Here is a 23,579-nt window from a genome sequence, read left to right as displayed (position 1 = left end):
TTATAGGGCTCCGAATATAATGTAATAAAATATTTCCAGGTGAAGTGGATGTTTCAAAGAAGAAATGGAATTCATACCTGTAACGATGATGAGATTATTTTGGAACGTTTTTTGGACCCAGCCGATATCTATATCGTCAGAGGGTATGGGATTGAAGTCTTTATGAGTAATTTGAATGCACCCTCCAGCATGATTTTTGATGAAGATGGAAATATTTTTATTGCTGATTCCGGTCTGGCAACCGGTGATCCCCAAATAATTAAAATCGTGGATGGGCAGTTTGAAACCATTGCGGATGATTTTGTTACTCCCATATCGGGAATCAATTATTTAAATGGTGTCCTCTATGTATCGCACCGGGGATTTGTTACCAAGATATACAAAGATGGTACAAGACAGAATATTATCATGGGTCTGCCAAGCAATGGGGACCATGTGAATAGTCCGGTCGCATTTTCTCCGGATAATAAACTGTATTTTGGACAGGGGACGGTCACCAACAGCGGGGTTGTGGGAAATGATAATAAATGGGTAACGGTTTCTCCATTGTTATGCGATTATACCGGAGATTATGTCATGCTTTACGGGCAGAATTTTCAGACGGATAACATTCTGACAGAAGCAGTGACCGATGACCCTGCGTTTACCGGTGCCTTTTCTCCCTATGGAATTCCGAATATAGAATATGAAATCAGGAAAAAATATATCAAGGCCTCCGGCAGCATTTTAAGGGCCAATTTGGACGGCTCCAATCTGGAGCAGGTGGCATGGGGGTTCCGTGATCCCGCCTTTTTGAAATTTAACAACAGCGGCCAGCTCTATACGGTAAACAACGGATATAATCCGGTGGGAAGCAGGCCCATAGAAAATGCAGGCGAAGATTTCTATTATGTGACACCGGACCTGTGGTATGGCTGGCCGGATTATTCGGGGGGAGAGACTGTGGATTCCCCCCGCTTTACGCCGGTGGGAGGGATGCAGCCTACCCTCTTACTGAAAAACCAGCCCAATATACCGCCAAGGCCTTATGTAAGGTTTCCGCCCCATTCTACGCTGTCCGCATTTGAATTTAATTACAATACGGATTTTGGTCCTTACGGAGACGTTTATGTGACAGAATTTGGCAGCACCATTGATGGAGGAACGGGGGGAGGCTTTTCCTATACAGGAGCAGGTCACAGAGTGTCGAAAATTGATATGAAATCGCGGACGGTCAGCACCTTTGCTATCAATAAAAATGGGTTCCCTTCGTCCATCTCCAGAGGAGGCGGGTTTGAAAGACCGATCCATCTGCTCTTTGGGCCGGACGGATCCATGTATATTGTGGATATGGGCTATAACATTGATGGAGATCCGAGTGTATTTATACCCAACACCGGAGTCATATGGAGGATATACCGGACGTCTGAGTCCATATAAGCAAAGAAGCGGCTGAATTTATGAGCAGGAGAGAAAACGATCATGATGGAAGAAATACTACAGTTTAATAAGGAATTTGTAAAAAATAAAGGGTATGAAAATTATATCACAAACAAATATCCCAATAAGAAAACGGCTATTGTATCCTGCATGGATACCAGACTGACCGAATTGCTTCCTGCCGCCTTGGGACTGAAGAACGGGGATGCAAAGCTCATCAAAAATGCAGGAGGAGTGATTTCCCATCCCTTTGGCAGCGCCATGAGAAGCCTTTTAATCGGAATTTATGAATTGGGTGTGGAGGAGATCCTGGTCATTGGACATACTGACTGCGGAGCCAGATGTACGGACAGTCACAGCATGGTAAAGAAGATGAAAGCCCGGGGAGTCACCCAGAAGAATATTGATTTGATTAAGTATTACGGTATTGACTTTGAGTCCTGGCTGGGAGGCTTTTTTGATCTGGATTTATCCATTCGCAAATCGGTGGAGCTGATACGAAACCACCCGCTGGTACCGGAAGAGATCAAGGTCTTCGGACTGGTAATAGATTCTGTTACGGGAGCATTGACCCGGATCGTTTGAGGGAGAAGCAGAAAGAGGCTGTAAAAGATCAGAGAATTATGGTTGACATTTTCTGGGGTATGTGCTATGATTGCGGAAATAGTGAAAAGGCAATGAAGAGAAATAGTACATATTCGCGGAATTTCAGAGAAAAGATGGTTGGTGAAAATCTTTATTCCAAGATATCGAAGCAGTCTCGGAGCTTTGGACCGAACGAAGATTCTTCCGGCTGGGAAGAGGATTTAGTAGGCTTCAACGTATTCCCACGTTACAGGGACACGGTATGTCAGTACCGTAGAGAGTGCAGAGATTTCTCTGAATTTAGGTGGTAACACGGATTGTATATTCGCCCTAAGCGTTTCGACGCTTAGGGCTTTTTTGTATTTTCACACATTTAATTTTTAGGAAAAAAGGAGAAAATTTATGAGAAAATTTGAAAAATCAGCAAAGCTGGATCATGTGTGCTACGACATCAGGGGACCGGTCATGGATGAAGCAAACCGTATGATCGACCAGGGCATTGAAATCTTAAAATTAAATATCGGAAACCCGGCACCCTTTGGATTTTGCGCGCCGGAAGAACTGTTACGGATTATGAATGATAACCTGTCAGCAACAGAAGGTTATTCCGATTCCAAAGGGCTTTTATCCGCCAGAAAGGCCATCGTGGAATACAATAAAAAGAAAGGGATTGAGCAGGTGACTGCAGACGATGTGTATACGGGAAACGGAGTCAGTGAGCTGATTACGTTATCCATGCAGGGACTTTTAAACCAGGGAGATGAGATCTTAGTTCCCACTCCCGATTATCCTTTATGGACCGCTTCAGTCACTCTGGCAGGAGGAACCGCCGTCCATTATATCTGTGACGAACAGGCGCAGTGGTACCCGGATATCCAGGATATGAAAGGCAAGATTACAGAGCGTACCAAAGGCATTGTGGTGATCAACCCCAATAATCCCACAGGAGCCTTATATCCCAGAGAAATTTTAGAAGAAATCGTTGAGATGGCCAGGCAGTACGGTCTTATTATTTTTGCGGATGAGATCTATGACAGACTGGTGCTTGACGGCCTTGAACATGTATCCATCGCATCCTTGGCACCGGATCTTTTAACCGTTACCTTTAACGGGTTATCCAAATCCCATTTGATTGCAGGATACCGGTGCGGTTGGATGAGCCTTTGTGGGGATAAATCCTTTGCAAAGGGATATGTGGAAGGAATCAATCTGTTGTCCTCCATGAGACTTTGCTCCAACGTTCCGGCTCAGTCTGTGATCCCTATGGCACTGGAGATGGGAGAGGAGACGAAACAGCTGCTGGTGCCGGGCGGCAGAATCTATGAACAGCGGGAATACATATACCGGGCACTGAATGAGATCCCCGGAATCTCCGTAGTAAAACCCAAAGCAGCATTTTATATGTTTCCGAAAATTGATACGGAAAAATTCAATATTCTGGATGATGAAAAGTTTGTTCTGGACTTTTTAAAGGATAAAAAGATCCTGCTGACCCACGGGGGCGGCTTCCATTGGGAAAGACCGGATCATTTCCGTGTGGTGTATCTTCCGGAATTGAATCAGTTAAAGACCGCCTGTGAGAAGCTTACTGATTTCCTCACTTATTATAAACAGAAGGTCTGATGCAGAGGTTTCATGTCCTTCTCCCTTGCATGGGAGAGAACATAGATGTATAATATTTCCATATATGTCTTTTGAATAAAAATCATTTACGGCTTCTTATGGAAGTAGAAAGAGGTGGTCCATGCAGAATAAACAGATCGCAGCTCCGGTTATTTTGGTTTCTTTCCCCAGTATTATTTTTGGAGGTCTGCTGCCTTTGTATACGGAACGATTGCATTTTACCACATTGGAATTAACCATGCTTTATTCTGTATTTGCGCTGTCCGGTTTGATCATGAAACTGATTATTGGCTTCATGTCTGACCGGTTCAGCCGCCGCTTTCTTCTGCTTTTGTCGCTGTCCGTCTATGGTGTTGCCTATCTGGCTTTATCCGGGGCGGAAACCATACCGCAGCTGGTGGCTGCCCGTTTCATTCAGGGAGCCGCAGGCATATTATTGAATATATCTGTGATGGGGCTTATTTTAGACGGCAATGCAAGTTTTGCCCAAAGCATAGGAGCGTTTCACAGCAACTGTAATTTTGGCGGTATGATCGGCGTTGGCGTGGCCTTTCTCATCTTTAGCAAGTATGATCTGATGAGCGGCTGGAAGCTGTTTTTTCTGTGTTCGGCAGGAGCCGCGGTCCTTGGATTTTTATGCTGCCTCCCCAACGTAAAACGGACGGAAAAAACTCCCGTCCGTCATTTAAAGCCCGTGGCTTTTACAAAAGAGAAACAAAAGCTCTGGTTTTTCAATCTGTTTCTCTGCCTTTTCCTCAGTATACCCCAGGTGTTATTGATCCCGTTTTTAAAAGCGTCCTTTGATCTGGATATGATAGAGCTTGCAACTGTATTCTTTCTGCCAATGGTGGTCTCTTCCATACTGGGACCCTATTTAGGGCGTCTGGGGGATACCCTTGGATACCGGAAAGTAATTGTGCTTAGTTCCATCCTTGCGGCTGCTATGGCAATTGCAGTTGTGGTTTTCCACGATCTGTCAGCCTTTCAGGTTTTGTGGACGGCTTATGTGATGTCCACCTCAGCTTTGGATTATTCTCTGGATGCCATGTTTGTTAAGGGAATCAATGAACACGTGATTGGTGATTATTATGGAAGATACACCTTTGGGTCCAGCATCGGCCATATCATAGGGCCTGTCATAGGAGGAAGCCTTTTTGATTTGTGGGGGAAAGATGTGCCTTATCTCGTATTTTCCGTGCTGATGCTTCTTTACGCATTATGTGCGGCAGTATTGCTTCCTGAAATCAGGAGTTCAAAAAGAGAGGAGTGCGGATCGAACCTTTAATGATCAGTGGTCCTTTGTTATTGCGAGATAAGCCTTCAGTTCTTCCTTCCAGGCGGAATAAGCTGCTTCCTCCCTGTGGTCTTGCAGATGGGTGTGCCTTTTTAGATAAGCACCCATATAATCGGATACCTTTTTCCCTCCATAGTAGTTGATATGATCCCCTTCATCTCTGGTATCCTTTGCCCAATCAATGTGAAGTTCATCGGTCATTAAATTAAAATCAATATATGGAAGCTGTTTTTCTTTTGCAAATGCCAATGCCGCATTGTGCTTTTGGTAGGTCCAGCATTTGGGAGAAGGAGAAGAATACAGGATCAGTTCAATTCCCCGTTCCCTGCATAATTCTGCGATTTTGTTCATGTACTGCAAGGGCTGGTCTCCGATTTGGTATATCTGATCGGTTTCTTTTCCGTAAGGGCCGCCCTGATAGGGCTTTACGGCCGTGTTATACTGAAATCCCTTGAATACGGTGACACGTCCCTGATTCGGAGATTTCCGGAGATTTTTCAGCATATAGAGATGAAAATATCTCCAGTTGTTATGGTATTTGTAGACAGGAAACAGCTTCTTTGCCGTATCTTCCACGGTATTTTCCAGAGCATTGATGTATTTAAAATCCCGGTAAAAGGCATTGGTTTCCAGCAGGACCACTTTTGGAGACTGTTTTTCCAGTACTCGTTCCAGCAAGTAGTAAGTATCCTGAAGCTGCTGGGCGGGAACTCCGCAGTTATATCCGGTGTAGCCGTAAGTATTCCAAATCTCCATGGGAGAAATGCTTGTGCTGGCTTCACTGTCGCCGATGACGATGTAATCTATGGTATGCTCCGGTTCCTTTAGAATCCCGTTTGCCTTTTTGTATAAGCCATCCCCCACGCTGTTAGAAGGAAGGATGAGATAGGATATCAAAAACAGCAAGATAAAAAGACCGGTTAAAAAAAGCAAAGCTCTGGTTCTATGGTAGATTGTCATTTCATCACCTCTTAAAATCCGGCGTAAATCAGCTTTGCCGGTAAATATCCGTCCCCGTATGCCCCAAGGATCAGCACTATAAAAATGGCGGCATAGAGAAAAGCAAATCTGGCTGGCATCTTCCAGCCGGAAATTTTCTGCCGGATGGAGATCCCCCGTTCATGGATCACACCAACCGTAAGAACGGCCAGAAAACCAAGGAAAACAGCAAAGAAATCCGGAATGGACAGTCCTAATTTAAGAAGAGAGCCGTCTGTGAGTATGGACCAGTCGAATCCCGTGAAAATGGAAAAAAACATATGAAAGCCCGTCGTAAGATCCTTAGCTCTAAAAAACAGTTCTCCGGTAAAAACAAGGACCAGCAGCTTTGTGCTTTGCAGTATCCGGTATGGAAGGCAGTTGCGGTCGATCCTTAAAGCATCGGTTGTCTTTACGATGACAGGCTCCAGTAAATTACCAAGGAGGATGAGGACAAAGTAATACATGCCAAAAAAGATATAATTCCACCCGGTTCCATGCCAAAAACCGTTTGCCATCCATACGCCGAATAAAGCGATGGAGGAGGTCAATATCTGGCCCAAATGCTTTCCGAACCGTTCCCGGTATTTCTTTCCCAGATTCTTTACAAATTTTATCAAAGAAATAGGATAAAAGATATAATCCTTTAACCAGGCACCCAGTGTGATGTGCCAGCGTCTCCAGAATTCAGAAGCTGTTTTGGAAAAAAAAGGCTGACGAAAGTTTTCCGGTATGGTAATTCCAAACAGTTCCCCGGTACCGATGGTCATGTCGATGCAGCCTGAAAAATCGGCATAGAGCTGGAAGGTATATAAAACAGCTCCGAGGATGACCGTAATCCCGCTGTAACTGCCGGGATTGTTAAAGATGGTTTCCACAAATAGATTCAGCCGGTCTGCAATCACCAGCTTTTTAAACAGCCCCCAAAGGATCCTCTGCATGCCAAAGGTAAGATTTTTATAGTCCAGAGGGGTTCCCCGATATAAGGAGTCCGCAGTCTGGGTGTAGCGGCAGATCGGGCCTTCCATGAGAGTCGGAAAAAAGGCAAGATAAAGAGCCAGCCGCAATAGATTATGGTCAGGCTTTATTTTCTCATAATAAACATCAATCAGGTAGGAAACTGCCTGCAGGGTATAAAAGGAGATTCCGATGGGAAGGGCAAATTTTACGGAAGGCAGAAGGGGATGAAAGGAAAACAGGTTCAATACTCCGTTGATATTTGAGATAAAGAAACCGGAGTATTTCAGCACCAGTAAAATGCCAAGCTGCAGTCCGATCCCAAACCACAGGATTTTGCGTCGTTTACCTGCATAAGCGGCCTTTACCGCCTTTCTTTCCCCGGCGGTAAGCAGTTTTAAATCGCCCTCTGCCTTGCAGGAGCCAAGCCACAGCCCCATATGATGGAGAGAAAGAGTGGAAAAAAGCAGATATATCAGCAGCTTTCCGCTTAAAGAGAGGAAAAACAGGTAGCTTGCCGCCAGCAGGACCTTTGGCCTGTGGCGCTGGGGCGCAAAGTGATAGGCCGCCAGCACCCCGGGTAAAAAGATAAAAAGGTATAGGAGTGAATTGTAAGTCATGGTTTATCCCTCTTGGAGCCGCTTGATCATCTCCCAAAGTGAATTTGCAGAATTAAAATTAACAGGAACCATATCAGCCGGGGTGATCTCGATATCAAAAGCATCCTCTAATTCCGGAATAAGAGAGAGAATGGAAAAGGAATCTAACAGTCCTTCGTCGATGAGTTTTGTTTCTGTTTCGTAGTCAATGCCAGGGTTGATCGCGTTTAATATCTCTAATAGTTGTTCCATTGTTATAAACTCCTTTATGATTGTGTATAATTGAATTGATCTGCGGCCAGAGAGGGTCTTGCCGTTTGAAACTGATGTTTCTCCGAATAGAGGAGAATCAGGGGAAAATCCCGGCTTAAGAACAGGGACATTCCCTCGGTGACCGAATAGGCTCCCGTTTTTTGAAAAACAAGGGTATCTCCCTTTTTTAAATCCTGAAACGGATACTGCTTTACAAGCACGTCATTGACCGTACAGAGGGAACCGCAGACGGTCCATTCCTTTACTTCTTTGCCCTTTTTCCCAAGGTGAACGATGGAAGGCTTTTTCATGGCCAGCATTTGTCCGTAATAGTTCAACTGGTGGATGCCTCCGTCTACGATGCAGTAGTTTTGGCCTTTGTTGGTTTTCTGATCCACCACCCGTGTCACATATGACCCGCAGGAGGCAGCGATAAAGCGCCCCATTTCCAGAGTGACCTTTCCGCCAAAGGTCAATGTTTTTATGGAGGCAGAAAGGCTTGCCAACATGAGATCCTCCTGATTTGCTTCTTCTTCAAAATAGCAGACAGGAAGGCCGGGGCCGTATTCAATTTTTGAAACGTTGAAATCGTATTGGTCTTTCAGTTCCCTGCAAAGACCGTCCAGCATGGCAAGTTCCTTGGAAAGCCTGGTAGGGGATTTTTTCTGGGTGCCGGAAAAGTACTGGATTCCTTCTATGGTGATAAACTCATAAGGGCCGTTTCCAATGATTTTCCGTATCAGGCATTCCTCCATTCCAAACTGGTTCCCGCTTGTAAGGCGCAGGAGAGCACGGACCGGAAGCCGGTATGTTTCCGTAAACGCTTTTAGGGTCTGCCAGTGGGAGAGGGATTCTATGGTATAAAGGATATCACCTCCGTATTCTTTTAAGGCATATTCCACGTCGGAAGGATTTTTATGTACCCCGGACATGACGATTTTATTCATAGGAAGCTCCGCCCGTTCGCAGATGGCAAATTCGCCTGGAGAGCAGACTTCAAAGGAATCCACCAGTCCTTCCAGGCTTTTTACCAGAAAAGGATTGGCTTTCATGGCATAGCAAAGCTCCGGGCCATCTCCTAAAACGGTTCGGATCTTTTTGATCTGTCCGGCAAGAAGGTCCGTATCAAATACATAAAATGGGGTTTGGTAATTGCGTGCAGCAAATTCTATGGCTGCAGCATGGAAGGCTTCTTTCATTGACACATCTCCAGTAATTTTTTTCTGTCTATTTTTCCGTTGCCGGTAACAGGCAGTTCAGCGAGGGAATGAAAAACAGTAGGAATCATATAGACAGGTAAGGTTTTCCTCATGGAAACAGAGAGCTCTTTTCCTTCCATATTGCCTACATAAAATGCGGTGATCCTGCTTTTTTTTGCATCAAAAACACAGCATGCGCGCTCAATAAGAGGAAAGCTGTTCAAGGCTATTTCAATTTCCTCCAGCTCGATGCGGTGTCCCATGTGTTTGATCTGAAAGTCTTTCCGGCCTGCAAAACAAAGTTCATGGGTTTCATTATAGTGTGCAAGATCCCCGGTCCGGTAAATCAGTTCCGGATAATGAGGGTTCAAAGGGTTTTGTACAAAGGCCCGGTCTGTCTGCTCCCGGTTCCGGTAATAACCAAGGGCCAGAGCGGTTCCTGCCACACAGATCTCTCCCGTGATGCCTGTTTTTGTAATCGGTCTGTTATTCTCATCAAGAAGAAAGACCTTTTCATTGGGAAATGGTTTTCCAATGGGTATTTTTTCGTGGTCTTCAAATTCCCGGTGAATTTCATAATATGTACAGTTGCAGGTGATCTCCGTAGGTCCGTATAGATTCACGTACCGGGCATGAGGTAAATATTTCCGCCAGATATTCAACTGCTTTACAGGCATGGCTTCTCCGCTGAACAGCACTTTATCCACCAGGGAAGGGACCTTATAGGTGAAGCCTTTTAACTGGGAGACCAGGCAAAGGGCGGAAACGGCCCAGATCAGGGTGGTCACCTGGTGCTCGCAAAGGGCATCCAGAAGTCTTGCTGGCATGGAGAAGAGCTTCTTCGGCAGGATGACCATGGTGGCTCCCGTACAAAGTGTGGAATAAATATCCTTTACGGACACATCAAAATCAAAGGGTGCCTGGTTTCCGATCACATCGTCTTTCGTTATGTGGAACAAGGCAGGAAAGTATTCCATAAAGTCAAGGACCGAGCGGTGGCTGACCAGGACCCCTTTTGGAATTCCGGTGGAACCGGACGTAAAATTGCAGTAAAGAGGGTCTGTGTCCAGGGAATTTTCCCGAATGTGCATAAGCACATCTTCTGAAATCTCCTGTTTTTTCAGGTCAGAATAATCAAAACACCTTCCCTTATATCCGGCCTCCAAAAGTGCCGGACCCTCCTTCCCGGAACAGATGACGCTGGAAACACCGGAGGTTTCTAAAATCTGGCGAATCCGGGCAGGAGGCAGCTCGGTATTGATGGAAATATAAAAGCAGCCTGCATATACGATCCCCAGAAAGGAAGCCAGTGCTTCCACGCTTTTATCCATGAAAACGGCGACCGGACTGCCGGGAGTCTCTTGTTTGGAGAGAAAGCTGCCGATGGCTTTTGCATGGTGAAGGAATTCCTTGTACGTTATAGAGGTTTCGGGGTCCACGACTGCTGTTTTATGGGGAAAGGCCGTGGCAGACCGTTCTAAGTATTCTAAAACATTCTTCATTGGTTCTTATTCCTTTCTAAGCGGAATGATGGGAAACCCGGCGGTTGCTTCAAACCGGGTACGGTTTTTCCTGATCTCAAAGGTTCCGTTCATCTGTTCTGTTATTTTCCGGCAGGTTTTAAGGCCGATGCCGGTGCTTTCCGTGAAGGCGCAGTCCTTTCGGATCTCGTTGCTGATGCTGATGATCAGGCGGCTGCCGTCACAATCCCCGTGAACCAGGACCGGACCGGCTGGGTCGGCGTATTTGCAGACATTGGAAAACAGATTGTCAAACAGGCGCTTGAGGTATTGGATATCAGCGGTGATCTGACAGGGCTGCTCCATAAATCCGGTCCTCACATCAAACCCCTGGCTGCTCAAGCCGAATACATGCTCGCTGATCAGCTGTTCCAAAAGAATCCTGGCATCAAAGGTTTCCTCCTTCATCAAGATGGTCTCCTTGCCAAATACAAGAAAATACTGGAACAGTTTGTCGGACAGATCCTTTAGCTGAATGGATTTTTCCTTACAGTTTTTGATATAGCGGACAAGCTGCTCCTCGGAATGGTAGCCTTTGGATTCCAGAATCTCCAGATATCCGATGAGGGAGGTCAAAGGCGTCCGGATGTCGTGAGACATGGAGGTGATCAGTTCGCTGTTTGCTTCCCATGCTTCCTTTTCACTTTTATATCTTGCAATAATGGAATTGCGCATGTTGTCCGCATTGACGGCTAACAGGGCGATCTCATCATTCCCTTTATGATAGATGGGCTGCTCTAAATCCCCCTGCTCAATCAGGGAGACCTCTTTGGATAAGAGCATGATCCTGGCAATGATCCGGTGGTTGTAGGCAATGAGGATGCCAAATAAAAACAGGAAAAAGATCCCCATGGAACTATAAAATACCAGGTCATACCATTTGATCTCAGACGAATCGATGATGGATACGGAATAGATGCCGTCGGTAAACGCGATATTGCGTGTGGCCTGCTGGCTGATCTCCAAAAAAGCACCTGCTGATTCATAGCCGGAATAAGCATCATTCCAGAAACCCGATTCATATAGGATCTCATTCCCGCTATAAATGGTCAGATAGATGTATTTGTGGGTTTTGACCCATTTGGAGATGGCCCGGACGTCTTTGACGGAAAGCTTATTTTTTTTTACATAAGTTTCTATGGAGTTTTGATATCCCTCCAACCGTTTCCGGGACACGTCTTCATTCAGATGATTTTTGGAAACCAGATAGTTTCCAAAGGTCTGAGTGATGAAATACATCAAAAAGCTGACCAAAACACCGAAAATCAGCACATAGATCTGTTTATAACGAAGGGAGGTTCTGCCGCTAAATTTCATCAATTTGATAGCCCTTTCCCCAAACGGTGCGGATAATGGTCGGGTTGTTGAAGTCCAGCTCCAGTTTTTTCCTCAGCTTTAAAATGTGGACCATAATGGTGTTGGTGGAGGAGGGAAGGAATTTATCGTTCCACACGCCTTCGTAAATGGCCTGTGCGTCTTTGGCACACCCCTTATTCTTCACCAGAAACAAAAGGATCTGGAATTCTGTGTCTGTAAGGTCTATTTTGTGGTTTTCCCGGCAGACAGTATGGGTTTGGGTGTCGATCACAATATCCTGCAGCTGGATTTCATAACTGCCGGTGCCGCCATCGGTCTTCCCTTTGTAGATCACATATCTGCGAAGAAGGGAATGGACTTTCATAAGGAGTTCGGTCTGGGAAAAGGGTTTTACCAGATAATCGTCTCCCCCGTTTTCATAGGCGGCGGCTTTGTCACTTTCCTTTGATTTGGCCGTGAGGAACAGTATGGGGGCGGAAGAGGATTTCCGGATCTGTTTGCAGACGTCGATTCCGGATAAACCGGGCATCATGATATCCAGTATGATCAAGTCGATATCCAAATGATTTAAAACTGCGGAAACCGCATCTTTGCCGTTCGCCGCTTCCATTACGGAATAGCCGTTGTTTTCCAGATGAATGCGGAGGACTTCCCGGATATCGGTATCGTCATCCACGATCAGGATCTGTTGAGCTGCTTCCATAGTCCGCTTCCTCCTTTGCTGTTTTGAATATGAAAAATTATAACATTTACAGGGAGAATGACAACGAGATTTAGAAGGAATTAAGAATTATTAAGAAATGAGAATCAATCCTGTTTTTGGGGCTTTCTGTGATTCTGCATGCAGTAGGGCTTTGGATAGCGGCTGCTGTTTTTATGGTGCCCGATACATTCTTCGCATTTTCCATGCCTTTCGCAGTTTGTTTTTTTGCAGCTGCATTCATTGGTTCCGTTTGCTAACATGATTTTTTCCTCTCTAAAACTTAAATTTTTTTAATTTCAGGCTTATGATATCATAAAAATAATAGGAAGTAAATCCGGCGCAGAGAGCTGGATTTTGTTTTGATTGTGAAAAATGGAACTATTTGGGAAAGTTCTTCTGCTGAAAGCCGTCTCCTGATACATAAAAAAGGGAAAAAACGAACAGATTAAAGAACGAAGATTGGATTTTAGAGCAAAAAAACGAAATGATTCAGGAGGTATTTATGCCAAAAGACAGCCAGCCCGATAACAAAAAAGCAAGAATGGAAAAATGCAACGGACAAACGCCGATCACAAGAGAAAATCAGAATAAGAACAAAAATGCAAAACGCAAATCCGTGGAACATAACGATGTATAAAGGACCGTGGTTTTTGTTAGACAAATTTGTCAAATTAAAAACAGACAAATTCTTTGTATTTGGTAGCATTTCCCTGTGAAATGAATATATTTATTATAGTTGAGTAGGAAAGGAAATGCTTACATGGCTATTAAAATATTTATTGATCAGGGTCACAATCCAAGCGGGTACTTTAACAGCGGTGCGGAAGACAACGGCCTTTACGAATCGGAAATCAATTTCCAGGTCGGGCTTTATCTGCAGAATTTGCTGAACAGTGATCCCAGGTTTGAAGCCCGCGTATCAAGGCCGGAACCTGACACCGTTTTGGGGACCAACAATACGACCAGCCTGGCTGAACGGGTGGCACTTGCAAATAGCTGGCCGGCAGACTATTTTATCAGCATCCATTGCAATATAAATCCGAACCCTGCGATCAATGGCACAGAGGTGTATATTTATCAGTATTACACCCAGGCCCAATGGCTGGCAGAGCAGATCATGAGCGGAATTACCCAGGTGGCCGGTACGAGGAACAACGGAATCAGGGAGAACCCATCTCTGTATGTGTTAAGAAATGTAAACATGCCTGCCAATTTGATAGAGCTGGGGTATTTGAGCAATTATTCTGATGCGGAAAAATTAAGAAACGACCAGTATCAATTTGCTTATGGAATTTATTTGGGACTTATGAGATATTTCGGCTTTGCATAATTCCATCAAACCATCAAGAAATACCCTCTTTGCAGCACTTCCGGCCGGGGATAAAGCCGTTTGCTGCAAAGAGGGTATTTTTTGTGCAGGATAGACTTGCGGACAATTTTTGTGGTATAATGGTTTTATGACAAAGCTGCAAAGAGTGTATGATAAGTTTGAGGGGAACAAATATGGCCTTATTTTCCAACCAGATCCTGGACCAGTTCGGTGAACTGGATTATGAAGTGTATAATTTTATTTTAAAAAACAGTGAAAAAATCCCATATATGACCATAAGAGAGGTTGCCAGCGAAGCCCATGTGTCTACCACCACCATCACGCGGTTTTGCAGGAAGGTGAAGTGCAGCGGTTTTTCTGAGTTTAAAGTCCTCTTTAAGCTGGAAAAGGAACAAAAAAACGCATCAAACCATAAGTTTGACCACAGCTCTGTCTTTGATTTTTTTCAGCGGGTGGGATCAGAAAGTTTCCAAAAACAGCTTGAGGAGATAGCAGCTGTCATAGCCAAAAAGAGGCAGATCATATTTCTGGGTACCGGGAATTCGGGGATAATTGCGGAGTATGCCAGCCGTTATTTCTGCGACATCGGTATCTTTTCTACCGGAATCAACAATCCCATGTTTCCGATCAATCTGGAATTTCCGGAGGAGAGCATCATCATTATCCTTTCGGTGGAAGGGGAGACAAGCATTCTCGTCGAAAATTCCTCGAACTTTAAAGAGAGCAGCAGTACGGTGGTTTCGATCACCAACAGCAAAAACAGCACACTGGCTAAGATATCGGATTTTAACATCTCTTATTATATCCAGAGGGAATTAAAGGCTGTGGAAAAGATGAAGGTTGATATCACCTCTCAGATACCGGCGGTGTATATCGTAGAATCGTTAGCCAGGCTTACCATGCAGATCAAACAGGGATAAAACACCCTGTTTTTTTTGTGGTACAAATGCCTATTGGGTTGGGTTTGTGACCAAATAGGCCGGCAGTATTTCCATTGGAGTCTTTTTTTAGTATGATCGTGTTATAGAAGAAAAGGAGGAAGATTCATGAAGGGGAATATAAAGATTGTAACCATTGGCGGCGGTTCCAGCTACACTCCGGAACTGATCGAAGGCTTTATTAAAAGAAAAGACCAGCTTCCGATCCGGGAAATCTGGCTGGTGGATATTGAGGAAGGGAAAGAAAAGCTTGAAATTGTCGGCAATCTGGCGAGACGTATGGTAAAAGCGGCAGGTCTTGACTGGGAAGTGCATCTGACCCTGGATAGGAGAGAAGCCTTAAAGGATGCAGATTTTGTCTCCACCCAGTTCCGGGTAGGACTGTTGGAGGCCAGGATTAAGGATGAGAGGATTCCCTTGTCCCACGGAGTCATCGGCCAGGAGACCAACGGAGCCGGCGGAATGCTTAAGGCGTTTCGTACCGTTCCTGTAATTCTTGATATTGTAGAAGATATGAAGGAACTGTGCCCCCATGCATGGCTTGTGAATTTTACCAATCCTTCCGGCATGGTAACGGAGGCAGTGATGCGCTATGGAGCGTGGGATAAGGTGGTTGGTCTATGCAACGTCCCCATCATTTGCAGAAAGATTGCAGCAGGCGCACTAAAGGAGAAGGAAGAGGACCTGTTCTTCCGGTTTGGGGGTCTGAACCATTTTCACTGGCACCGGGTATGGAACAAGGCAGGGGAAGAAAAGACCGCGGAGGTCATTGACAAGGTTTATGCCACAGAGGGAGGTCTGAAAAAGGCCATGCAGGGAATGAACAGCTCCGGTGTCCGCAACATCCCGGATATCTCCTTTTTGCCTGGCCAGATGAGACATCTTGGCATTATACCCTGTATGTATCACAGGTATTATTACATCACAGACGATATGCTCAAAGAGGAACTGGAGGCATATGAGAAAGGAGAAACCAGAGCAGAGGTGGTAAAGCGTACGGAAGCGGAACTCTTTGAGCTTTACAAAGACCCGGAGTTAAACGTAAAACCCCCTCAGCTTGAAAAGAGGGGAGGGGCCTTTTACTCGGATGCGGCCTGTGAACTGATTACTTCTATTTATAACGATAAAAAGACTCACATGGTGGTGAGCACAAAGAACAATGGGGCCATTTCCGATTTGCCCGATGATGTGGTGGTGGAAGTGAGCAGCATCATTACGGCCAACGGTCCGGTTCCCATCTCCTGGGGAAGCTTTGATTCTTCCACCAGAGGACTTCTCCAATTAATGAAGGATATGGAACTGACCACCATAGAGGCGGCTGTGAGCGGGGACTATGATGCTGCCCTGCAGGCATTTACATTAAATCCGCTGGTGCCAAGCGGCAGGATCGCCCAAACCATACTTGATGAGCTTTTAGTAGCCCATAAAAAGCATCTGCCCAGGTTTCAGGCAAAGATCCGGGAACTGGAAGCAAAATAAGCCGTAATGGATTTATTCCCTGTGGGAGAGCGCAAAGGCACGTTTGAACATCAGGAGCCGTTTCAGCTGTTTTAAAATATAAAAAAGTATGGCTCTTGCTTCAAATTCTTCCCGGTTCAAGGGCAGCTCATGGCTCTTAAAATCGGAAAGCAGTGATTCCAAATCCTTTAAAAGCTCTTCCGCAGGATTGTTCCTGTGATAATTCTGCTCAATATTTTTCAGCAATTGAGCCACCTGATGAGCCTGTCTTGGCAGGCGGGTGATGCTTTTGATGTTCTCGTAGATTTCCTGGAGTACAATGCTTTGCTCCTGCCGCATCTGGATATAATCAATTTCGTAGGTGTCCTTTTTCCAAATGGCATTGTTATAGTTGTTAAAGGCACAAATTCTTGCCCGTTCGATGCTTTCTTTTAACTGAACGATACAGTTTATGTCAAACCTGTTTTTTTCCTCTTCCAGCAGCAGCCGGGACATGTGGTCCAGAATCCCTTTGATTCTGCCATCCACTTCATCGGACAGCTTTTTGAATTCATCGCCTCTTTTTCTGAGGTGCATGTTGACGGCGACGCCCACCGTGGTACCGATTAAAAACAGACCGATCTCATTTCCGATGAGAGGGAGAGACATGGAGCGTTCGGTGAGGAAATGGGTGATAAGAACAGAATCCATGGCAATGGCTTCTCCCCAGCCTGCATACAGGCACAAAAGTGCGAATAAAAGCAGATACAGGGCAAAGCCTGTAAGGTTGAAGCCTATAGAAAAAAACACTGCCGCCGATAATAGCAGGGCGCCAAGAAAGGCAAATGTCCGGTTAGCGGCACTTTTTAAGGTTTCCCGTTTGGTGTTTTGAATGCTTAAAACAGTGATAATTCCGGCAGTAGCAGAGAATTTCAGACCAAGTTTTGCGGCTATGGTGATTGCCAGTACGGCAGCCAAAGCGATTTTTATGCTTTTGATTACTTTTTCATGATTCATGAGAACTGCCTCCTTCCGCTTTTTTTGATATCATACCATATTTTTGAAAAGTTGCACAGTCTGACATCAGTCTGCGGGCAGAAAATGTTGACAAGCCGTCAAAACCAGTGTATGTTATCCCTGACGAGGCAAAGCATTTAATGCACGAAGCAGCAAAGAAGAACTGATGAAAGAGGAGAAAAAGCGATGGAAAGAAGAATTACAGGGAAAACAGGACTCATGGGACTCATCGGCTCACCGGTAGGACATTCTGGCTCACCAGCGATGTATAATTACAGTTTTGAAAAATTGGGACTTGATTATGCATATCTTGCTTTTGATATCAAGGTAGATGAAGTGGAAAAGGCCGTGGAAGCCATAAAGACATTCCGTATGAGAGGCTGCAACGTGACCATGCCATGCAAGACCGAAGCTGCCAAATACATGGATGAATTGTCTCCGGCTGCCCGGATCATCGGGGCGGTCAACACCATTGTAAATGAAGACGGAAAACTGACGGGCCATATCACGGACGGACAGGGCTTTGTAGACAGCCTGCGGGATCATGGAGTGGAAATTGCAGGAAAAAAGATAACGGTCTGCGGCGGAGGCGGGGCTGCTACGGCAATCCAGGTGCAGTGTGCCCTGGAAGGAGCAAGAGAGATATCAATCTTTAACATAAAGGACGGGTTTTTTGAAAGAACCGTAGAAACCGCAGATAAGATCAAACGGGAAAAGCCGGATTGCGTGGTCAATGTCTTTGATATTGCAGACCTTGAAACCATGAAAAGAGAAATGGCTGACAGTGATGTTTTTGCCAATGCCACCATCGTAGGCATGAAGCCGTTGGATGGGGAAACGGTGGTCAAGGATACTGCCATGTACCATCCTGGTCTGGTGGTTGTGGATGCAGTGTACAATCCAAAGGAGACCCGGATGCTCAAAGAAGCAAAGGAAGCCGGCTGTATCTGTATTGACGGCCAGGGAATGCTTTTATGGCAGGGAGCGGCAGCATTCAAGCTCTATACCGGCCGGGAGATGCCGGTTCAAGAGGTAAAGAAGCTGTTTTTCAGCTGACCGGTAAAGGCAGATGGGAATGGTAAAATTCACATATTATTAGGAAAGGAAGAAGATAACATGAGAAAAGATTTTTTATGGGGAGGGGCTACGGCTGCCAACCAGTGTGAAGGCGGATACAAAGAGGGAAACAGAGGAATGGGCAGTGTGGATGTGATTCCCTGGGGCGAAAACCGTTTCCCGGTCATGCTTGGAGAGATGGATTACCGCCAGCTGCCGGAGGATTCCTATTATCCTTCCAGAGAAGCCATTGACATGTATCATCACTATAAGGAAGATATCGCTCTTTTTGCGGAGATGGGATTTAAGTGCTACCGTTTTTCCTTTTCCTGGTCCAGAATCTTCCCAACCGGAGAGGAAGAACAGCCCAATGAAGAAGGGTTAAAGTTTTATGAAGACTTCATTGACGAGCTTTTAAAATATAACATCGAACCGGTGGTCACCATCTGCCACTTTGACGTACCTCTGGCTTTGGTGGAGAAATACGGTTCCTGGAAAAGCCGCAGGCTGATCGACTGTTATGTGAAGTATTGTGATGCCATTTTCCGACGGTTTAAAGATAAGGTAAAATACTGGCTCACTTTTAATGAAATCAACATGCTTCTCCATCTGCCTTTTATGGGAGCAGGGCTCCAGTTTAAGGAGGGAGAAAATAAGACCCAGGTAAAATACCAGGCAGCCCACAACGAACTTGTGGCTTCTGCCAAGGCAACCAGACTGGCCCATCAGATCAATCCGGACTTTAAGATCGGATGTATGCTTGCAGCCGGGAATTATTATCCTTACAGCTGCAATCCGGAGGACGTTTGGGAAGCCTTGAACAGAGACCGGGACAACTATTTCTTTATTGATGTCCAGGCGAGAGGGGAATATCCGGCTTATGCCAGAAAGATGTTTGAACGGGAGGGCATTGTTCTGGAGACAGAAGAGGAAGATTTCCGAATCTTAAAAGAGCATACGGTGGATTTCCTCTCTTTCAGCTACTATTCCTCCCGCTGTGCCAGTACAGATCAGGAGCTGATTAATAAGACCACGGCCGGAAATGCCATGAAAAGCGTAAAAAATCCATATCTAAAGGCGTCGGAGTGGGGATGGCAGATTGATCCTCTGGGACTTCGGATCACGATGAATACCCTTTATGACAGATACCAGAAGCCGCTGTTTATCGTGGAAAACGGTCTGGGAGCCATTGACCGGGTGGCAGAAGACGGAAGTATTTGTGATGATTACCGGATCGAATATCTGAAAGCGCATATCGAGGCAATGATGGACGCTGTGGACGTGGATGGTGTGGATTTATTAGGATATACGCCATGGGGCTGTATTGACCTGGTAAGTGCCTCCACCGGTGAAATGAGTAAGCGGTATGGCTTTATCTACGTGGATAAGGATGATGCCGGAAGGGGAACGTTGAAACGCAGCCGGAAAAAATCCTTTGACTGGTATAAGCAGGTGATTGAAACCAACGGAGAAATCCTGAAATAATGTTAAGAGCAGGGGCGCTGCAAAAGGAGCATTTCTTTTGCAGCACCCCTTTTCTATATTAAGACGACCCGGTTACGCCCGTCATTTTTCGCCTGGTAAAGGGCCATGTCTGCGCGGTGCATCAGAGTCTCCATGGTATCCTCATCCGGCCGGTAGTGTGTCAGCCCAATGCTGATCCGAAGAGAAATCCTCCCGCCATGTACGTCCAGTAAGGAAATGTTTTCCACCCCGCAGCGGATCTTGTCGGCGATCTGGTAATGCTCCTCAGGATTGCTGCAGAAAATCAATGCTCCGAATTCTTCTCCTCCGATTCGTCCGAACAAATCTTCCTGTTTCATCATCTTCTGGCACTGGGAGGCTATGATCCGGATGGCCTTGTCCCCCATATTATGACCGAAGGTATCGTTGATATCTTTAAAACGGTCAATATCAATCATTAAAAATGCTGCAATCTGCTGGGTAGCCCTGGCGTTTAACAGTCTCTTTTCTGCTTTTTCCATAAAATATCTCCGGTTCATCACCCCGGTCAGCATGTCCGTTCTGGCCTGGATCCTCAGCTCCTCCTCCATGAGCTTCCGGCTGGAAATATCTTCCTGAACGGCAAGAAACCGCATGATGCTGCCCTCCTCATCAAGGATAGGGGTCAGGCAGATATGCTCCCAAATGATGTCTCCGTTTTTCTTTTTATTCCGGATGTCTCCGCTCCATTGTTTCCCGGAGGTGATTGTCTTCCAAAGAGTCTGATAAAATTTTCTCGTCTGGAATCCTGATTTTAAAATTCTTGGAGTTTGTCCGATGACTTCTTCTTCCCTGTATCCGGTAAGCTCCAGAAATTTCTGATTGACGTATTCAATATGCCCGTTGATATCGGTCAGCATAAAGGATACAGGGCTTTGTTCCATAATGGCTTTAAAGGTCTCTTCGCTGGTATTTAGCTTTTTGACCAGTTCTTTGCTCCGGGAGATATTGCGAACTACGCTAATAATATAGGTCTGATGCTCCATCTTCATAAGGCTGGCTGAGACGAGGGCCGAAAGACTTCTGCCGTTTTTTGCAGTGATATGGAGTTCTATATTTCTTAAGACCCCCTGTTTGCGGATCAGGCCATAAAACAGCTCTCTTTCCTTGTCGTTTTTCCACAGATTCAATTCCATGGAAGTCTTGCCGATGGTCTCTTTTCTTGTATAGCCTGTCTCTTCCGTATACTTTTCATTGATTTCTATGATTTCTCCGGTATCAAATCTGGATATGATTACCGTATCCGGTATGGTCTCAAAAATTTGCCGGAACCGTTCGTTGGCCTGATCTTTTTCCGAACGTTCTCTTTGTATGGCCATGATGATGAAGCAGCAGGAATTGATCAGAATTCCGGCAATGGATAAAAAAAGTGCCATAAGCTGCAGCAGGGTGGAAATAAAAACGTCCGTTGTTCTGTAAAAAATAGTAAACACTGCACGTAAGGCAAAAAACAAGCCGAAGAGCATATGGATCACAGCCGCCATACGGGTAACCGGCCGGAACGAATCAGCCTTATGGTGGAATAATATATCCGTATTCAGAAAGGAAAGAATGGCAATCAGTACAGAAAACAGAATGAGCCGCCAGCGGCCATTGTTAATTCCAAATGTGAATGCAGAAAAACCGGCCAGTAAAAATGCAAACAGTATCCATAGTTTTTCTTTTTCCACCTTCAGGCCGAGAAATTTAGAAAATCCGATATTCAGCGTAAGGATGGCCAGAAAGCAAAAGATATTGGAACCCAGAAATGCCAGACCTCCGCAAATAAATGTGGTGCAAAGCACAAAAAATAGTCCGCTGACCGCAGAAGAAATGCAGCTGGCCAGAAGATAATACATGCCGGGATAATCCTGGATGGTACGGAATATGAACAGCATAACGATTGCCTGAATGGAGCTGATAAAAAAAAGCGCAATTGACAATGTGACAATATCAAGAGTCATGGAACCTCCTTCGACAATAGATGTATAGGATTATATTAATATGTTTTAATTTAAAAATCAATCTTTGGTTGATAATTTACTGCGTAACGTGTATGATGATAAAAATATAAAAACCGGTATGGATACCAGAAATGAGGGCTGATATGAAACAATTATTTGCGGTAGGGATTGGCGGAGGAATTAAGAATGCGAACATTGAAGTACATGATGTGCAGTTTGTTGTTGCTGATGCCATCGAAGACACCTATGAAATTCTGAAAAAGAACTGGTACGGAGACAATCTGCATATGGATGAATATGCAGTCATAGAAGGGGCAGACGGATACCGGCTGTCGATCGAGGATCATCCGTTAGACGCAGAAAAGGAACTGTATTTTATCTATATGGGTGGGTATGCAAAAGAAATATTCGGAGAGCTGCATCAATTCGGCTTATTTGCTGCTTCTGACGAAGCAGAGGCCAGGGAAAAAGGAAAGAAGGAACTGTTAAAGGATGCGGATGAAAGCCATGTTGATCGTGTCCGTAAGTTAAATGATTGCATCAAACCGACCGATGGAAAGACTTATTATATTCATCTGATTCCGGACGGAAAAGAGTATTGCCTGAAGCCTGATTGGAGCGGATATCTAAGGCTGATTTAGCAATTCTCTCTCCAGATACGGTCCAAAGTGAATTTTTTGTCATTTTGTATCGGATTTTATACTTTGTTAAATTATTGACATTTTCGGAAGAAAAGAGTATATTTGACATAGTAAATAGAAAATATTTATCAAAAGGAGAGAGGAGTTTGTTATGTTAAAACTAATGAGATCACCGCTTAAATATGTTCAGGGTCAGGGAGCCCTTCTTCATGTATACGAAGAAGTTAAGAATCTGGGAAAATCCTTCCTGTTCATTTGCAGCAACAGCGGTTATAAAAACTGTCACGAAAAAATAGAAAAGAGCTTTGAAGGGGCAGAGGCCAGCCTTCGTTTTGAAATCTTCGGAGGGATCAGTTCCATCGGGGAAGTGGAAAGAATGCGGGCGATGGTAAAGGAATACGGCATTGACTGTGTGGGAGCTGTAGGCGGCGGCTCCGCCATTGACACCGCAAAGGCCACGGCTCATTATGAGAACCTTCCGGTCGTTATCATCCCTACGGTTGTGGCAACAGATGCACCTTGTACCGGATTATCTGTTATCTATAACAATGACGGAAGCTTTTCTAACTATATATTCTATCCCAAGAACCCGGATGCAGTGATTGTGGATTCTGATATTATCGCCAACGCACCGGTAAAATTCCTGGTAGCAGGCATGGGAGACGCTCTGGGTACATATTTTGAGGCCAGAGCCTGTGAAAAAGCCAAGGCACCGAGCCTGGAGAACGGCGGGATCACCAAATCCGCGATGGCACTGTGCCGCTTGTGCTATGAGACGCTGCTGGAGGACGGTTACAGGGCATTGAAGGCCTGTGAGAACAAAATTGTGACACCGGCACTGGAGTCCATCATTGAAGCCAATACATATTTAAGCGGTCTGGGAGCCGACAACGGCGGACTTGCTGTTTCCCATTCCGTTTACAATGGATTTACTTCCCTGGAAGAGTGTGAGAATACCATGCACGGCTGCGTGGTAGCCTTTGGTACTCTTGCCCAGCTGGTTCTTGAGAATGCACCAAAGGAAGAATTCTATCAGGTGCTGGAATTCTGTGCCAGCGTAGGTTTGCCTGTGACCTTAAAGGAAATTGGTGTTACGGACAAAGAAAGAGTCCGCATTGCAGCTAAGAATGCCTGTGCCGAAGGCGAAAGCATCCACAACATGATCGGGGATGTGACACCGGAACAGTTATACGATGCCCTGATCGCTGCCGATGTATTGGGACAGGAATATTTAAACCAGAGATAGACCGGTTCAAAGAGGGATATGG

Annotated in this window: 22 protein-coding genes and 1 other annotated feature; of the genes, 12 read left to right on the top strand and 10 right to left on the bottom strand. The window is 45.2% G+C overall.

Annotated elements, in window-relative coordinates; genetic code table 11:
* The first annotated feature begins 48 nt into the window (after nt 1-48).
* The 4 genes from VIG27_RS11495 to VIG27_RS11480 all read left to right on the top strand — a co-directional run bounded on the left by VIG27_RS11495 (nt 49) and on the right by VIG27_RS11480 (nt 4,912).
* The gene (locus VIG27_RS11495; protein WP_394522666.1) at nt 49-1,419 is read left to right on the top strand and encodes a PQQ-dependent sugar dehydrogenase; all 1,371 of its coding nucleotides are present in this window, start codon (nt 49-51) and stop codon (nt 1,417-1,419) included.
* A 42-nt stretch (nt 1,420-1,461) separates the two neighbouring features.
* A complete protein-coding gene (locus VIG27_RS11490; protein ID WP_394522665.1) occupies nt 1,462-2,004 on the top strand; it encodes a beta-class carbonic anhydrase in 543 nt (180 codons plus the stop codon).
* Between the two features lie 83 nt (nt 2,005-2,087).
* Nucleotides 2,088-2,340: a binding site (T-box leader), on the top strand.
* Between the two features lie 66 nt (nt 2,341-2,406).
* Nucleotides 2,407-3,627 carry an aminotransferase class I/II-fold pyridoxal phosphate-dependent enzyme gene (locus tag VIG27_RS11485; protein ID WP_394522664.1) on the top strand — a complete coding sequence of 407 codons (1,221 nt, stop codon included), beginning with the start codon at nt 2,407-2,409 and terminating at the stop codon, nt 3,625-3,627.
* Between the two features lie 121 nt (nt 3,628-3,748).
* Complete coding sequence (locus VIG27_RS11480) at nt 3,749-4,912, top strand: MFS transporter (protein WP_394522663.1); 1,164 nt, start codon at nt 3,749-3,751, stop codon at nt 4,910-4,912.
* A 3-nt stretch (nt 4,913-4,915) separates the two neighbouring features.
* Here the strand turns inward: VIG27_RS11480 and VIG27_RS11475 are convergent, their stop codons facing one another.
* The 8 genes from VIG27_RS11475 to VIG27_RS11440 all read right to left on the bottom strand — a co-directional run bounded on the left by VIG27_RS11475 (nt 4,916) and on the right by VIG27_RS11440 (nt 12,706).
* Entirely contained in the window at nt 4,916-5,881 is a 966-nt protein-coding gene (locus tag VIG27_RS11475; RefSeq protein ID WP_394522662.1) for a hypothetical protein, read from the bottom strand.
* 11 nt (nt 5,882-5,892) lie between these two features.
* Nucleotides 5,893-7,476, bottom strand: a complete 1,584-nt coding sequence (locus VIG27_RS11470) for an MBOAT family O-acyltransferase (protein ID WP_394522661.1) — start codon at nt 7,474-7,476, stop codon at nt 5,893-5,895.
* Nucleotides 7,477-7,479: 3 nt separating this feature from the next.
* Nucleotides 7,480-7,707, bottom strand: coding sequence for a phosphopantetheine-binding protein (locus VIG27_RS11465; protein WP_394522660.1), 228 nt, complete (start codon nt 7,705-7,707; stop codon nt 7,480-7,482).
* A gap of 14 nt (nt 7,708-7,721) precedes the next feature.
* Entirely contained in the window at nt 7,722-8,906 is a 1,185-nt protein-coding gene (locus tag VIG27_RS11460; RefSeq protein WP_394522658.1) for a decarboxylase, read from the bottom strand.
* Nucleotides 8,903-10,408, bottom strand: a complete 1,506-nt coding sequence (locus VIG27_RS11455; RefSeq protein WP_394522657.1) for an amino acid adenylation domain-containing protein — start codon at nt 10,406-10,408, stop codon at nt 8,903-8,905. Before VIG27_RS11455 ends, VIG27_RS11460 begins: the two co-directional genes overlap by 4 nt.
* A 6-nt stretch (nt 10,409-10,414) precedes the next feature.
* Complete coding sequence (locus VIG27_RS11450; RefSeq protein WP_394527534.1) at nt 10,415-11,743, bottom strand: HAMP domain-containing sensor histidine kinase; 1,329 nt, start codon at nt 11,741-11,743, stop codon at nt 10,415-10,417.
* A complete protein-coding gene (locus VIG27_RS11445; protein ID WP_394522656.1) occupies nt 11,733-12,446 on the bottom strand; it encodes a response regulator transcription factor in 714 nt (237 codons plus the stop codon). The genes VIG27_RS11450 and VIG27_RS11445 overlap by 11 nt, the downstream gene beginning before the upstream one ends.
* Nucleotides 12,447-12,550: 104 nt before the next feature.
* On the bottom strand, nt 12,551-12,706 hold the full coding sequence (locus VIG27_RS11440) for a hypothetical protein (protein ID WP_394522655.1): 156 nt from the start codon (nt 12,704-12,706) through the stop codon (nt 12,551-12,553).
* Nucleotides 12,707-12,948: 242 nt separating this feature from the next.
* Here VIG27_RS11440 and VIG27_RS11435 point away from each other — a divergent pair, with 242 nt between their 5' ends.
* From VIG27_RS11435 to VIG27_RS11420, 4 genes are all read left to right on the top strand, one after another.
* Nucleotides 12,949-13,083 (top strand): hypothetical protein, encoded by a 135-nt coding sequence (locus VIG27_RS11435; RefSeq protein ID WP_394522654.1) that lies wholly within the window; start codon nt 12,949-12,951, stop codon nt 13,081-13,083.
* A gap of 123 nt (nt 13,084-13,206) precedes the next feature.
* Nucleotides 13,207-13,776, top strand: coding sequence for an N-acetylmuramoyl-L-alanine amidase family protein (locus tag VIG27_RS11430; protein ID WP_394522653.1), 570 nt, complete (start codon nt 13,207-13,209; stop codon nt 13,774-13,776).
* Between the two features lie 173 nt (nt 13,777-13,949).
* The gene (locus VIG27_RS11425; RefSeq protein ID WP_394522652.1) at nt 13,950-14,696 is read left to right on the top strand and encodes a MurR/RpiR family transcriptional regulator; all 747 of its coding nucleotides are present in this window, start codon (nt 13,950-13,952) and stop codon (nt 14,694-14,696) included.
* Between the two features lie 126 nt (nt 14,697-14,822).
* Nucleotides 14,823-16,193 carry a 6-phospho-beta-glucosidase gene (locus VIG27_RS11420; RefSeq protein ID WP_394522651.1) on the top strand — a complete coding sequence of 457 codons (1,371 nt, stop codon included), beginning with the start codon at nt 14,823-14,825 and terminating at the stop codon, nt 16,191-16,193.
* 12 nt (nt 16,194-16,205) lie between these two features.
* On the opposite strand, the gene VIG27_RS11415 is transcribed toward VIG27_RS11420, so the two are convergent.
* Nucleotides 16,206-17,168, bottom strand: coding sequence for an aromatic acid exporter family protein (locus VIG27_RS11415; protein ID WP_394522649.1), 963 nt, complete (start codon nt 17,166-17,168; stop codon nt 16,206-16,208).
* 186 nt (nt 17,169-17,354) lie between these two features.
* On the opposite strand from VIG27_RS11415, the gene aroE reads away from it, so the two are divergent.
* Together aroE and VIG27_RS11405 are read left to right on the top strand one after the other, a co-directional pair.
* On the top strand, nt 17,355-18,224 hold the full coding sequence (aroE, locus tag VIG27_RS11410; protein ID WP_394522648.1) for a shikimate dehydrogenase: 870 nt from the start codon (nt 17,355-17,357) through the stop codon (nt 18,222-18,224).
* Between the two features lie 60 nt (nt 18,225-18,284).
* Entirely contained in the window at nt 18,285-19,709 is a 1,425-nt protein-coding gene (locus VIG27_RS11405) for a 6-phospho-beta-glucosidase (protein ID WP_394522647.1), read from the top strand.
* Nucleotides 19,710-19,762: 53 nt separating this feature from the next.
* On the opposite strand, the gene VIG27_RS11400 is transcribed toward VIG27_RS11405, so the two are convergent.
* A complete protein-coding gene (locus VIG27_RS11400) occupies nt 19,763-21,670 on the bottom strand; it encodes a diguanylate cyclase (protein ID WP_394522646.1) in 1,908 nt (635 codons plus the stop codon).
* Between the two features lie 143 nt (nt 21,671-21,813).
* Between VIG27_RS11400 and VIG27_RS11395 the strand changes: the two genes are divergently transcribed.
* Together VIG27_RS11395 and VIG27_RS11390 are read left to right on the top strand one after the other, a co-directional pair.
* Complete coding sequence (locus VIG27_RS11395; RefSeq protein ID WP_394522645.1) at nt 21,814-22,311, top strand: DUF1543 domain-containing protein; 498 nt, start codon at nt 21,814-21,816, stop codon at nt 22,309-22,311.
* 151 nt (nt 22,312-22,462) lie between these two features.
* Nucleotides 22,463-23,557 carry a glycerol dehydrogenase gene (locus tag VIG27_RS11390; protein WP_394522644.1) on the top strand — a complete coding sequence of 365 codons (1,095 nt, stop codon included), beginning with the start codon at nt 22,463-22,465 and terminating at the stop codon, nt 23,555-23,557.
* Nucleotides 23,558-23,579 lie beyond the last annotated feature (22 nt).

Origin of the sequence: Lacrimispora sinapis (assembly GCF_043633585.1) — a bacterium.
In the GTDB taxonomy this organism is placed as follows: domain Bacteria; phylum Bacillota; class Clostridia; order Lachnospirales; family Lachnospiraceae; genus Lacrimispora; species Lacrimispora sinapis.
This window is presented reverse-complemented; position numbering and strand designations above follow the sequence as displayed.